A 12,683-nucleotide genomic window follows, 5' to 3' on the forward strand; every position below is an offset into this window, starting at 1 on the left:
GCCTGCTATGGATAGCCGAGTGTGGTCTTGATGTGCGTCAGGTTGCAGCCGACCCAGCTCGCGTCGATCGGGCCCCAGTTTTCAATGCGGTAGTGACCGGTGTTGTTGCGTGCGCCGTCGCCCTGTTCGAAGAGGCAGGTGATGTCCAGGTCTGCCAAGGCAAGAAGGGTGTCCTGTGCGGTTCGACGGGGCATGCCAGTCAACGCCATCAGCGCAGGTACGCTGGTTGCCGTGCCGCTGTCTATGAGCCAGGCCACATACAGCCGCCGATAGAAGCTCGTGCGGGTCTTGCTGGGTTCCATGGCAATCTCCCTAGGTCTCCTGCAGGTTGGCGAGTGCGCTACGGCACCCGCCTGTGGTTCAGCTCAGTAGCAACGCATCATCCGAGAGCTTCTCGCCACGCACCTTTTCGAACATGGCGAGCAGGTCGGGTACGTCCATGCCTTTGCGGTCATCGCCCGATACATCCAGCACCACCTGGCCCTGATGCAGCATGACGGTACGTTCACCAACATCCAGCGCCTGGCGCATGCTGTGGGTCACCATCATGGTCGTCAGGCCTTTTTCCGCCACGATACGGGCCGTAAGCTGCAGAACGAAGTCGGCGGTACGGGGATCCAGTGCCGCGGTATGCTCGTCGAGCAGTAGGATCCGCGATGGCTGAAGCGCGGCCATCAACAGGCTGACGGCCTGGCGTTGGCCGCCGGACAACAGACCAATCCGATCCGACAGACGATTTTCAAGGCCCAGGCCAAGCGTGGCGAGGCTTTCGCGGAACCCATCGCGCATCGAGGCCTTGACGGCCTTTCCAAGGCCGCGACGCCGTCCCCTCATTTGAGCCAGCGCCATGTTCTCTTCAATGGTGAGGTCCTCGCAGGTACCCGCCATCGGATCCTGGAAGACCCGAGCAACCCGTTGCGCGCGGTCCCAGACCGGCTGACGGGTAACGTCCACGTCGTCGATGATGATCTGGCCGCTGTCGATCGGCAGGTCACCCGATACAGCATTGAGGAAGGTCGATTTACCCGCACCGTTCGAGCCGATGACGGTCACGAACTGACCTTGCGGAATGTGCAAAGAGAGCCCGCGCAGGGCGCGCGTTTCGATGGGCGTACCGGCGTTAAAAGTGATCTTCAGGTCCTTGGCATTGAGCATTATGCGTTCCTCCGGCGTACTAGACGCTTCTTCGCCAGCGGAATGACCAGGCAGATCACGACGAGCACGGCTGTGATGAGGTTGAGGTCCTGGGCCTGAAGGCCAATGAATTCGCTGTTCAGGGCAAGAGCGATGAAGAAGCGATAGACGATCGCGCCGAGGATGACCGCAAGCGTGGCGAGCATCAGCTTGCGCGACGGCAGGATGCTTTCGCCGACGATAACGGCTGCAAGGCCGATGACGATCGTACCGATACCCATCGAGATGTCAGCGCCGCCCTGGCTCTGCGCGAATAGCGAGCCGGCCAGCGCTACGAGGCCGTTCGAGATGGCCATGCCAAGGATGACCATGGCGCCCGTATTGATACCCTGAGCGCGTGCCATCCGCGGATTGGAACCGGTGGCGCGAATCGCCAGGCCCTGTTGGGTCGAGAAGTACAGATCGAGCCCTATCTTCGCGGCAACCACCAGCGCAACCAGAATCAGCGGACGTGCAACATAGTCGACCAGCCATTCCGGTTGAAGAACGGTGAAGAGCGTCGGCTCCATGATCAGCGGGACGTTGGGACGCCCCATGATACGAAGGTTGATCGAGTAGAGCGCAATCATCATCAGGATGCTTGCCAGCAGATCCATGATCTTGAGGTGGACATTCAGGACCGCGGTGGCAACGCCGGCCAGCGCGCCAGCAGCTGTGGCGACGAGTGTGGCGGTAAACGGGTCCCAGCCGCTGGCAATCAGTACCGCGGCGACGGCGCCGCCCAGCGGGAAGCTGCCGTCGACAGTCAGGTCGGGGAAGCGAAGCAGGCGAAAGGAAATGAACACGCCGAGCGCGACCAGCGAAAAGATCAGGCCGATCTCAAGGGCGCCGAATAGGGAGAACAGAGACATGGGGTGGACCTGGTAAAGAGGGTGGGGCGCTATAGGTGATCTGCCGAGTAGAGCGAAGGCAAACGCCTCCGGGCGATGCGGCAAGCGCTCGCCTGGAGGTCGGTTGTGCGGCTGATCGTATGACCTATAGGCTTACTTGATGACTTCAGCCGCGGAGTCGAGCACGTCCTGGGACAGGGTGACGCCCTGGCGCTCGGCGGCTGTGGTGTTCACCCACAGGCTGAGGTTGCTGCTGGTTTCAGGCGTGATCTCGCCTGGCTTTTCCCCCTCAAGGATGCGAACCACCATTCGCCCAGTCTGCTCGCCAAGATCGCGGTAATCGATACCCAGCGCCGCGATGGCGCCGCGCTTGACGCTGTCGGTGTCGGACGCAACCAACGGCGTTTTGGTATCCATGCCCACCTTGACCAGCGACTCGTAGGCCGAAACCACGTTGTTATCGGTGTTGGTGTAGATCACGTCGACCTTGCCGGCGAGGCTGCGCGCTGCCGAGCCTACGTCAACGGAGCGCGGTGCTGCGGCTTCGACGAGTTCGAGACCCATGCTGGGCAGCAGCTCCTTGAGACGCTTTACGACCACGACGGAGTTGGCCTCGCCAGGGTTGTAAACCATGCCCACGCGCTTGGCATTCGGGACGATACGCTTCACCAGTTCCATCTGCTTGTCGAGTTCCAGCAGGTCGGAAACGCCGGTTACATTCGTACCTGACGCATCCCAGCTTGGCACAAGCTGCGCTTCGACCGGATCGGTCACGGCGGAAAAGACGAGTGGTACGCTGCGGCTGCCGGCTACGACGGCCTGCGCCGAAGGCGTGGCGATCGCGACGATGACATCAGGGCGGTCGCCGATGAACTTGCGTGCGATCTGGGCGGCGGTGCCCGTATTGCCCTGAGCGCTTTGGTACTGCCACTTCAGGTTCTCGCCACTGACGTAGCCAGCCTTCTCGAGCGCGTCCTTGACACCGTCGCGTACGGCATCCAGTGCCGGATGTTCGACAATTGCCGTGACGGCGACCGATTTCTGCTCGGCGGCAACGCTACCGAACGAGACTCCCATGGACAGAGCCAGCGCCGCGAAGGGCAACCATTTGTTCCGTGTCAGCATGCTCGTGTGTCTCCTGCGGCCTTTTGGGCCATCTCTTTGTGTACCGCGTCCTGTGGGACGGGCTGTTGGTGAAGCGGCAACCTTCCTGGTCTGGCTCGGCACGTAGGGTTCGTACCCGAGAACCTGTGTCTTGTTCTTATCTCTTCAGCAACCAGGCGACTCGTGGAATCGCCCTCCGGTCCGCGCTGACGTCAGGGCCATGCGCGGCACGCAAAACAGCGATGACAATTGCCGTCACCCAGCCGATCAACCTACGTTAGCACGAGATAGGCTGGCGGACAGGACCGCTCGCTATCGCGCTTGATATGGGGTGATATCAGGCCTGCTGATTGGACGCAAGTAAGAGATGCGGGCTTCGTTCGGTCGGTAGAGAAAAGGCGGGCCGAGGCCCGCCTGCCAGGTTTCAGAGGCTTGCGATCTTTTCGCGCTGCTCGGCCAGCTTGGCGACCGCCTGTTCGGCTTCGGCCAACTTGGCGCGCTCCTTTTCGATCACATCGGCAGGTGCCTTTGCAACGAAGCCCTCGTTGGACAGTTTGCCACCGACGCGCTTCACTTCGCCCTGCAGCCGCTGCAGTTCCTTGTCGAGACGAGCGAGCTCGGCTGCCTTGTCGATCAGCCCGGCCATCGGCACCAGAACCTGCATGTCGCCCACAAGCGCCGTCGCCGACATTGGGGCTTCCTCATTGGCCTCGAGCACGCGAACCGACTCCAGCTTGGCGAGCTTGGTAAGCAGGGGAAGGTTCTCATTCAGGCGGCGGCGATCTTCATCGTTGGCATTGGCCAGCATGACGTCGATGCGCTTGGCCATGGAGATGTTCATTTCACCACGGATCTGCCGGACGCCGAGCATCAATGTCTTGACCCACTCGATATCGCCTTCTGCCGCCGCATCAATACGTGCTTCGTTCGCTACTGGCCAGGGCTGAAGCATGAGCGTATCGCCGTTGACGCCGGCCTGTGCCTTGATGCGCTGCCAGATTTCTTCCGTTATGAACGGCATGAAGGGGTGAGCCAGCCGCAGGATCACTTCGAGCACACGGATAAGCGTCCGGCGAGTGCCGCGCTGACGTTCGATCGGTGCGTGCTCGTCCCAGAGGACAGGCTTGACCAATTCGAGGTACCAGGCGCAGTACTCGTCCCAGATGAATTCGTAGAGCGTTTGCGTAGCCAGGTCGAAGCGGAACGCATCGAGATGACGCGTCACGTCGGCCTCGGTGCGTTGCAGTTGGCTGATGATCCAGCGATCGACCGAGGACAACTCGACGGGAGCGTCAACTGCACCTTCGGCAGTTACGCCGGTGTCCTTGCCGTCGGTGTTCTCAATGACGAAATTGGCTGCGTTCCAGAGCTTGTTGCAGAAGTTTCGATAGCCTTCCACGCGGCCCATGTCGAACTTGATGTCCCGGCCAGTGGTAGCCAGCGAGCAGAATGTGAAGCGCAGGGCGTCGGTACCATAGCTCGCGATCCCTTCCGGGAATTCAGCCTTGGTCTGTTTGGCGATCTTCTCCGCAAGCTTGGGCTGCATCAGTCCGGTGGTGCGCTTAGCCAGCAGAGTATCCAGGTCGATGCCGTCGACGATGTCGAGCGGATCGAGCACGTTGCCTTTGGACTTGGACATCTTCTGGCCCTGGCCATCGCGGACCAGGCCATGCACGTACACGGTCTTGAATGGAATCTGACCGGTAAGGTGCGTGGACAACATGATCATCCGGGCAACCCAGAAGAAGATGATGTCGAAACCGGTGACCAGTACGTCCGTGGGGTGGAACGTCTTGAGCGCCTCGGTTTGCTCCGGCCAGCCAAGCGTGGAAAACGTCCACAAGCCTGAGCTGAACCAGGTGTCCAGGACGTCATCGTCCTGGTGCAGTGCCGTTTCTTCCAGACCGTGCTTGGCTCGAACTTCGGCCTCGTCGCGGCCTACATAGACGTTGCCCGCATCGTCATACCAGGCAGGGATGCGATGCCCCCACCAGAGCTGCCGGCTAATGCACCAGTCCTGGATGTCGCGCATCCAGCTGAAATACATGTTCTCGTACTGCTTGGGTACGAACTGGATTTCACCGCTTTCCACGGCGGCAATGGCCTTCTCGGCAAGCGGTTTGGTAGAAACGTACCACTGGTCTGTAAGCCAGGGCTCGATCACTGTGCCTGAGCGGTCGCCTTTCGGCACCTTGAGGGCGTGGTCCTCGATCTTCTCCAGCAACCCGAGCGCATCGAAGGCGGCAACGATCTGCTTGCGCGCCTCGAAACGATCCAGCCCCGCGTACTCGGAAGGCAGCGAGGTATCGACGTCGGTATTAAGGCTGCCGTCAATACTGAAGACCTGAGCCTTGGGAATTACCGCCGCATCCGCGTCGAAAATGTTGATCAGGGGGAGGCTGTGACGCTTACCGACTTCGTAGTCGTTGAAGTCGTGAGCCGGTGTGATCTTCACGCAGCCTGTGCCGAATTCCGGGTCGCAGTATTCGTCGGCAACGATCGGGATACGACGGCCAACCAGCGGCAACTCGATGAACTGGCCGATCAGGTGCTTGTAGCGCTCGTCTTCCGGATGGACGGCAACGGCGGAGTCGCCCAGCATGGTCTCGGGACGGGTCGTGGCGACGATCAGATAATCATTGCCCTCCGACGTCTTTGCGCCATCAGCGAGTGGATAGCGGAGGTTCCAAAGATGGCCTTTCTCGTCGTGGTTCTCGACCTCAAGATCGGAAATGGCGGTGTGCAGCTTGGTATCCCAGTTAACCAGGCGCTTTCCGCGGTAGATCAATCCATCTTCATAAAGCCGGACGAATGCTTCCTTCACAGCTTCCGACAGGCCGTCGTCCATCGTGAAGCGCTCACGGGACCAGTCCACGGACGAGCCCAGGCGACGGATCTGACGGGTGATGTTACCGCCGGATTCGGCCTTCCATTCCCATACTTTCTCGAGGAATTTCTCGCGTCCAAGATCATGGCGGGACAGGCCCTCGGCGCCGATCTTGCGCTCGACAAGCATCTGTGTGGCGATGCCGGCGTGGTCCGTGCCGGGCTGCCAGAGGGTATTGCGGCCCTGCATGCGACGGAAGCGAATGAGCGCATCCATGATCGCATTGTTGAATCCGTGGCCCATGTGCAGGCTGCCCGTGACATTGGGCGGCGGAATCATGATGGTGTAGGGCTCGCCTGTACCCTGTGGCGCAAAATAGTGGTTGGCTTCCCAGGTTTCATACCAGGAAGTCTCGATGGCGTGGGGCTGGTAGGTCTTGTCCATCAGGCGGGCTCTTCACAACAGGCTGCAGGAAACCCGCGAGTATAGCGCCGTTGAGGCGTACGGCCTAGGCAGCCAGGGCTGCCCGGGGCGTCAGAGCATGTCCTTCAAACGCGCTTGGAGGCGCTTGCGAAGCTCAGCCTCGATCTGCGGTACGAAGTCGTCGATGACATCTTGCAGGATCAGGTGCGCTGTCTTGCGTAGTTCGCTGTCGATACGCTGCGGTGTCGGTGCAGGCTTTGGTGCAGGTTGTGGAGTAACGGTCGAAGCCGTAGGTACTGTGACCTGGACCACTGGCGGCTCGGGTTTAACGTCCGGCGTCGGCTTCTGTTCGTTGTCGATGACTTCGGACAGCACAGGAATGTCATCGTCTGCGCTTTCGGTGAGGATCGGTGGCTCGAGCTGATATTTCTCCAACAGATCGCGGATGGATTTCAGATCATCGAGCAATTGGCCGGATTTGGGTTCGCGTGGTTTGTCCATTGTGACCGTCAGATGCGGGTTAGGCGGTGATCCTGCAAAGGATAGCCACGGTCCCTGTAGAAGCGGAAGCTCTGCCGTGCCGCTTGTCGGACTGTGGCATCCTCGACGACGATCTCCGCGACGCGTGCAAAACGTTCGAAGGTCGGCGGGATCCGTGTGGTTAGGTTGATCAGCAGGTCGTCCTGACCCTGTGGCGGTGTGTCGGTGCCGAGCACGACGGTCGCGTCTGGGTCGGCTTCGGCGTTGTCATGGGGAATGAAGGCCTCGCCCTTGAATTGCCAAAGTCGATCATCCAGCACCTCGCGCTGATCGCCATCCTCGCAATGAATGTAGACCCGATGCCCCAATCGCCAGGCTTTTTCGGCCAATCGACAGGCGAACGTCAGGCGAGCGTCCGTTTCGGCGGAGGGCAGAATGTAGAAGTCGATCTGTGGCATGGCCTTTTCCGGATAGAAACCGGGCGCTTTGTTGCGCCCGGTAGGTGCAGCGTGGATCAACCCTGGCTACGGTCGATCAGGTATTGCATCAGCAGCGGCACCGGGCGGCCGGAGGCGCCTTTGTCCTTTCCGCCGCTCACCCAGGCGGTGCCGGCGATATCCAGGTGCGCCCATGGGTATTGCTTGGTGAAGCGCGACAGGAAGCAGGCAGCCGTAATGGTGCCGGCCTTGGGGCCGCCAATGTTGGCGATGTCCGCGAAGGGGCTGTCCAGCTGCTCCTGGTACTCGTCGAACAGCGGCAATTGCCAGGCACGGTCGGCCGCGTGCTGGCCCGCATCGAGCAGCTGCTGGATCAGGGTGTCGTCGTTGCCCATGAGGCCTGATGTATTGGAGCCGAGTGCGACGATGCATGCGCCGGTCAACGTTGCGAGGTCTACCACGGCGCGTGGCTTGAAGCGCTCAGCGTAGGTGAGGGTGTCGCACAATACGAGACGGCCTTCTGCGTCGGTGTTGAGTATCTCGACGGTCTGGCCGCTCATGGTTGTCACGATGTCGCCCGGGCGGGTGGCGCGTCCGCTGGGCATGTTCTCGGCGCAGGCCAGCAGGCCGACGACATTGATCGGCAATTTCAGCTCCAGCAGCGCGCGAAACGCGCCGAGGACGCTGGCGGCGCCGCACATGTCGTATTTCATTTCGTCCATGTTCGCGGACGGCTTGATGCTGATGCCGCCCGTGTCGAACGTAATGCCCTTGCCGACCAGAACATAGGGTTGCTCGTCCTTGGCGCCGCCGTTGTACTGCATAACGATCATGCGGGGTGGCTGCTCGCTGCCCTGGGCGACAGCAAGGAACGCTCCGGCGCCAAGCGCCTTAAGCTTCTTCTCGTCGAGAATCTCAACCTTGAGGTCACGGAATTCCTTTGAAAGCGCCTTGGCTTCGTCGGCCAGATAGCTGGGGTGGCATACGTTCGGGGGTAGGTTACCCAGGTCCTTGGTGAAGGCCATGCCGTTGGCGATTGCCTGGGCGTGTGCAACGGCGCGCTCTGCGTCGGCTACCGAAAGCTTGTCGGTCAGCAGGGAGATCTTTTTGAGCGGGCGCGGATCGGCCTTCTTGCTCTTGAAACGATCGAATACATAGTTGGCATCGGCCAGAACTTCAACCATCAGGCGCAGTGAGCCGTACAGGTCGCGGCCTTGAACCTGAAGGCCGTCCGTTACGATAACGGCGTCTTTGCCACCAAGGTTCTTCAGGCCGCCGGCAATGGCGGATGCGACCTTGCGAAGGTTGCGCTCGACCAGGGCGTCTTTGCCCAGCCCGACGAGGAGTACGCGTTCGGCCTTGAGGCTGGCAGTCGTCAGAAGGAGGGTCTGGCCCAGCTTGCCGGAAAAATCACCGCGCTTCACGGCGGCAGTGATCAAACCGCCACCAAGCGTATCGACCGCGCCGACGGCCTCGTTCAGTGCTGCCCCTTCGGCCAGCATGACAACGAGCGTTGCGGTCTTTACGGTTTCCGGACGAGCGTTTTTGACGACGAATTCCATTGGCAGAGGTCCCCAGGGCTTCAAAGATGACGACTATACAACGACATCGCTTCGCTCGGGTGGCGCAGCGCGCGTGCCCTTGTTTCTGCTACAACGTGGCGATGTCGGCTTAGAAAGTGTTGACTACGATACGCCCCGAAGGTTTGGAACCACGTCATTGGCCATTGGCCGCACCGCTGCCTCAGTGACAGCGCGGTGTGATCACGGGATAATGACGCCCATTTTTTCAGTCGCTCGCACGGCACGCCCGTGCGACGCCCCCAGAATCCCAGTCATGTCAGTTCTCGTCATGGTTGGGTTTGCAAAGACCTGGAGTCCGGCGTGATCGTCTTTCGCTACCTGTCCCGAGAAGTACTGGTTACGTTGAGTGCCGTTACGGCCGTGCTGCTCGTGATCATCATGAGCGGCCGTTTCATCAAATACCTGGCCCAAGCTGCGCAGGGCGTACTCGACCCTGGTGTGTTGCTGCTCATCATGGCGTATCGCATGCCGAGCTTCCTGCAGTTGATCCTGCCGCTGGGTCTGTTCCTCGGGATCCTGCTTGCCTATGGTCGCCTTTACCTGGAAAGCGAAATGACCGTGCTCTCGGCAACAGGCATGAGTCAGCAAAAGCTGGTCGGCTATACGTTGTTGCCAGCCGCAATGATCGCGGCGTTCGTAGGTTGGTTGGCAATGGGGCTAACGCCGCAGGGCATCACCGCATTCGAGCGTATCCTGAACGAACAGGACGCACTCACCGAATTCGATACCCTCGTTCCTGGGCGCTTTCAGTCATTGCGAGGCGGCATGCGGGTGACGTACACGCAGCAGTTGTCTGAAGATCGAACCGAGCTTGGTAACGTCTTCATTTCCGAGAAGCGCGTATCCAGCAGCGGGCAGGGCGAGGGTATCGGCGTGCTGGTGGCGGAGAAGGGGCGGCAGGAGATCCGCCCTGATGGCAGCCGCTACCTGATTCTTGAAAATGGCTATCGGTATGACGGCCTCCCGGGCCAGGCCAATTATCGTGCCATTCAATACGACACCTATGGTGTTCTGCTGCCGAGGCCTGAAGTGGCTGTAGACGTCAGCGAGCGCGAGGCGAGCCGTACCGTGGATCTGTTCGGTACCGGCGATCCGCGTGACTGGGCGGAGCTTCAGTGGCGCTTTTCGCTGCCCATTCTCGTCATGGTCGTGACACTCCTGGCGGTACCGCTTTCCAGAGTGAATCCGCGGCAGGGCCGTTACCTGAAGCTGTTACCCGCCATCCTGCTTTACATGGTCTATCTTTCTCTGCTCATTGCCGCGCGGGGCTCCATGGATAAAGGGCGCTTGTCCCCTTCGATCGGCGTATGGCCGATCCACTTGGTCTTCTTACTCATCGGATTGGTGCTCCTTTACTGGGAGCCATTGAAGTTGCGCCTGGCTGCGCGCCGTGCGGCGGGGGATGTGCGTCATGTCTAAGCTCGACCGGTACATTGGCCGAAGCGTCTTTCTGGCAATTCTCTCCGTCCTTGGCGTCATTACGGCGCTGGCGCTGGTCTTCGCGTTCATCGACCAATTGGGCGACGTGCGCAACGACTACGGTTTGATCGAAGTTGTCTGGTACGTGTTGCTCACGGCGCCGCGCCGTATCTATGAAATGCTGCCAATGGCCGCCCTGATCGGCAGCATGATTGGTCTCGGTACGCTTGCTAGTAACAGTGAGCTCACGATCATGCGGGCGGCTGGCGTCTCGATCGGCCGTATCGTGTGGGCCGTCATGAAGCCCATGATGGTCTTGCTGATTGCGGGCGTGCTCGTGGGCGAATACGTCGCACCCTGGACAGAAAACAAGGCGCAGGGCGATCGCTCGCTGGCGCAGGGTGGCGGTGAGGCCCAGGGCTCGCGGTATGGCTACTGGCATCGTCAGGGCGATCAGTTCGTCCATATCAACTCCGTGCAGCCTAACGGCGTCCTCTACGGCATCACGCGCTATGAGTTCGATGGTGAGCGCAAGCTGCTCTGGTCGAGCTTCGCCAACCGTGCCACCTACCAGCAGGACCATTGGCAGCTCGAAGACATCGTGACGACGCGCTTCCATGGGCAATCGACCGAGGCGGTGCATGAGGCGACGGAAAATTGGGATCTGGCGCTCAATCCCGGATTGCTCGGCACGGTGATGATGGAGCCAGAAACGCTATCCATTTCGGGCCTTTGGGGGTATTCGGGCTACCTGACCGCGCAGGGGCTCAATAACGGCCAGTACATGCTCGCGTTCTGGACGAAACTGCTCCAGCCACTGGTGACCGCTGCATTGGTCCTGATGGCGATATCGTTCGTGTTTGGGCCACTGAGGTCGGTTACGCTGGGTCAGCGTATTTTCACTGGCGTGGTGGTCGGCTTCGTGTTCAGGATCACCCAGGACCTCCTTGGTCCCGCTAGCCTCGTATTCAATTTCTCTCCGCTGTTCGCTGTGTTGATTCCTGCGGGAGCCTGTGCGTTGGCGGGGTGCATTTTGCTACGCAGAGCGGGCTGACGCGGAGGGCGCCGTGCGGGCTGGCTCCGTGCGGCGTTAGGCTGAGGCGATTATTTCAAGCGCCATAAAAAAGCCCCTGACATGCGAACATGTCAGGGGCTTTTTAGGTGCGGCTATTAGCCCAGGATTTGAACCTGGTCTGCCTGCATGCCTTTCTGGCCCTGCACCGCAACGAAGCTGACCTTCTGGCCTTCTTTCAGGCTCTTGAAGCCGTTACCTTCGATGGCGCGGAAGTGCACGAACAGGTCCGGACCGCTTTCGGGGGTGATGAAGCCGTAGCCTTTCTCATCGTTGAACCACTTGACGGTGCCGTTTTGACGGTTGGACATACTTAATTCCTTGAAACTCTTTGGTGTTAGTGACTACCTCGCGCGCGCGCATCGAGGGTCTGGACTGGGTTTTGCAAGGAGTTAAGAGAAGTCGAGCGGGATGTAGCGGATCTGAAGATCTACTGCACCAGGTCACGATTCACAGCGACCCATGCAAACACAGTGTTCTGAACTCTACGCTAATTCTTTCTGGAAAGCCAACCCCTAAGTGGCGTGTTTTTAGTGGCTTTTGTCGAGCGGCGAAATGGGCATGAAAATGTTGCGAAAATGGGTCAATCGTATTGAATTTTCGCAACTGTCGACGGTCGGCGAAAGCGTCCCTGCTCATAGCCCAATATGTCGCTTGCTTAATCCACCAGCGGGCAGAAAAGTTTCGATCGCGGCGCTACCACCCGCAATTGGCACGGATCTCCCTGAAAGCAACACCCGCGCCTCGCAGGTCGAAGACCGCCTTGATTGGGCTGCCGCCGAAAGGCGTGACCTCAACGCTCCAGCTTGGCGAATTGGTCATGCGCATCAAGTAGGGTACCGCCGCGTCGGGGAAGAACGTTGCGCGCCCATCGGTGGAGTTGGTCCATACGCTTGTACGAGGGGGCTCGTTCTGCAATCGGAAGGTTACGTCCGCCTGGCTGCTGCCGAGAAAGTAATTCCAGTCGACGAACATTTCCATCTTCCCACCGTCGCAACGAACCCAGAGTTCAGCTGCCTGTCCCTCCGAAGAGCTTGATGCACCGGCTTTGAGTGTTGCGATGTAGGCCGTGCGGCCATCCTCGGGGTTGGTACTACGATACGACTTCCAGTCGCCCGGGTCGGGCGCCACCTGGCTGGTTTGGGATGCCGCGGGTGCCAGGCCGTGCTTGGCAGCCATATCGTCATAGCAGCTGAGACGCTCGACGAGGTTGGTCACAGCCGCGCAGGTTCTCACTTCCTGTTCGTCGATCGCCCACGCGGATAGCGGAAGCAGGGCGCCGAGCAGAATGGCATTTCTGAACATGCGTTGTTC

Annotated in this window: 12 protein-coding genes; 2 read left to right on the top strand and 10 right to left on the bottom strand. The window is 60.1% G+C overall.

All coding sequences use genetic code 11. The annotated features are described in order from the left end of the window. Positions 1-5: 5 nt before the first annotated feature. From ACY8D3_RS04680 to ACY8D3_RS04715, 8 genes are all read right to left on the bottom strand, one after another. Positions 6-302, bottom strand: a complete 297-nt coding sequence (locus tag ACY8D3_RS04680; RefSeq protein ID WP_462382049.1) for a winged helix-turn-helix domain-containing protein — start codon at positions 300-302, stop codon at positions 6-8. A 58-nt stretch (positions 303-360) separates the two neighbouring features. Beyond that, positions 361-1,155 (bottom strand): ABC transporter ATP-binding protein, encoded by a 795-nt coding sequence (locus ACY8D3_RS04685; RefSeq protein WP_462382051.1) that lies wholly within the window; start codon positions 1,153-1,155, stop codon positions 361-363. Continuing rightward, the gene (locus ACY8D3_RS04690; protein WP_462382053.1) at positions 1,155-2,045 is read right to left on the bottom strand and encodes an ABC transporter permease; all 891 of its coding nucleotides are present in this window, start codon (positions 2,043-2,045) and stop codon (positions 1,155-1,157) included. The genes ACY8D3_RS04685 and ACY8D3_RS04690 overlap by 1 nt, the downstream gene beginning before the upstream one ends. Positions 2,046-2,177: 132 nt before the next feature. Beyond that, entirely contained in the window at positions 2,178-3,149 is a 972-nt protein-coding gene (locus tag ACY8D3_RS04695; RefSeq protein WP_462382054.1) for an ABC transporter substrate-binding protein, read from the bottom strand. A 403-nt stretch (positions 3,150-3,552) separates the two neighbouring features. Next, a complete protein-coding gene (locus tag ACY8D3_RS04700; RefSeq protein WP_462382056.1) occupies positions 3,553-6,399 on the bottom strand; it encodes a valine--tRNA ligase in 2,847 nt (948 codons plus the stop codon). Between the two features lie 90 nt (positions 6,400-6,489). Then, entirely contained in the window at positions 6,490-6,879 is a 390-nt protein-coding gene (locus tag ACY8D3_RS04705; protein WP_462382058.1) for a DNA polymerase III subunit chi, read from the bottom strand. An 8-nt stretch (positions 6,880-6,887) separates the two neighbouring features. Continuing rightward, complete coding sequence (locus ACY8D3_RS04710; protein ID WP_462382060.1) at positions 6,888-7,316, bottom strand: DNA polymerase III subunit chi; 429 nt, start codon at positions 7,314-7,316, stop codon at positions 6,888-6,890. A 56-nt stretch (positions 7,317-7,372) separates the two neighbouring features. Next, a complete protein-coding gene (locus ACY8D3_RS04715; RefSeq protein WP_462382062.1) occupies positions 7,373-8,857 on the bottom strand; it encodes a leucyl aminopeptidase in 1,485 nt (494 codons plus the stop codon). Positions 8,858-9,178: 321 nt separating this feature from the next. On the opposite strand from ACY8D3_RS04715, the gene lptF reads away from it, so the two are divergent. Beyond that, positions 9,179-10,297, top strand: coding sequence for an LPS export ABC transporter permease LptF (gene lptF, locus ACY8D3_RS04720; protein ID WP_462382063.1), 1,119 nt, complete (start codon positions 9,179-9,181; stop codon positions 10,295-10,297). Further along, positions 10,290-11,351 carry an LPS export ABC transporter permease LptG gene (gene lptG, locus ACY8D3_RS04725; RefSeq protein ID WP_462382065.1) on the top strand — a complete coding sequence of 354 codons (1,062 nt, stop codon included), beginning with the start codon at positions 10,290-10,292 and terminating at the stop codon, positions 11,349-11,351. Before lptF ends, lptG begins: the two co-directional genes overlap by 8 nt. A 116-nt stretch (positions 11,352-11,467) precedes the next feature. Here the strand turns inward: lptG and ACY8D3_RS04730 are convergent, their stop codons facing one another. Then, positions 11,468-11,680 (bottom strand): cold-shock protein, encoded by a 213-nt coding sequence (locus ACY8D3_RS04730; RefSeq protein WP_017937312.1) that lies wholly within the window; start codon positions 11,678-11,680, stop codon positions 11,468-11,470. 385 nt (positions 11,681-12,065) lie between these two features. After that, positions 12,066-12,674: a hypothetical protein gene (locus ACY8D3_RS04735; protein ID WP_462382067.1), complete on the bottom strand. Its 609-nt coding sequence runs from the start codon at positions 12,672-12,674 to the stop codon at positions 12,066-12,068. Positions 12,675-12,683 lie beyond the last annotated feature (9 nt).

Source organism: Pseudomonas sp. Marseille-QA0892 (genome assembly GCF_054950135.1).

Excerpts from the sequence above, each read along its gene's own strand:
- ACY8D3_RS04715 (WP_462382062.1), bottom strand. The coding sequence starts at position 8,857 with ATGGAATTCGTCGTCAAAAACGCTCGTCCGGAAACCGTAAAGACCGCA.
- lptG (WP_462382065.1), top strand. The coding sequence starts at position 10,290 with ATGTCTAAGCTCGACCGGTACATTGGCCGAAGCGTCTTTCTGGCAATT.
- ACY8D3_RS04695 (WP_462382054.1), bottom strand. The coding sequence starts at position 3,149 with ATGCTGACACGGAACAAATGGTTGCCCTTCGCGGCGCTGGCTCTGTCC.
- ACY8D3_RS04705 (WP_462382058.1), bottom strand. The coding sequence starts at position 6,879 with ATGGACAAACCACGCGAACCCAAATCCGGCCAATTGCTCGATGATCTG.
- ACY8D3_RS04690 (WP_462382053.1), bottom strand. The coding sequence starts at position 2,045 with ATGTCTCTGTTCTCCCTATTCGGCGCCCTTGAGATCGGCCTGATCTTT.
- ACY8D3_RS04730 (WP_017937312.1), bottom strand. The coding sequence starts at position 11,680 with ATGTCCAACCGTCAAAACGGCACCGTCAAGTGGTTCAACGATGAGAAA.
- ACY8D3_RS04710 (WP_462382060.1), bottom strand. The coding sequence starts at position 7,316 with ATGCCACAGATCGACTTCTACATTCTGCCCTCCGCCGAAACGGACGCT.
- ACY8D3_RS04735 (WP_462382067.1), bottom strand. The coding sequence starts at position 12,674 with ATGTTCAGAAATGCCATTCTGCTCGGCGCCCTGCTTCCGCTATCCGCG.
- ACY8D3_RS04685 (WP_462382051.1), bottom strand. The coding sequence starts at position 1,155 with ATGCTCAATGCCAAGGACCTGAAGATCACTTTTAACGCCGGTACGCCC.
- ACY8D3_RS04700 (WP_462382056.1), bottom strand. The coding sequence starts at position 6,399 with ATGGACAAGACCTACCAGCCCCACGCCATCGAGACTTCCTGGTATGAA.
- ACY8D3_RS04680 (WP_462382049.1), bottom strand. The coding sequence starts at position 302 with ATGGAACCCAGCAAGACCCGCACGAGCTTCTATCGGCGGCTGTATGTG.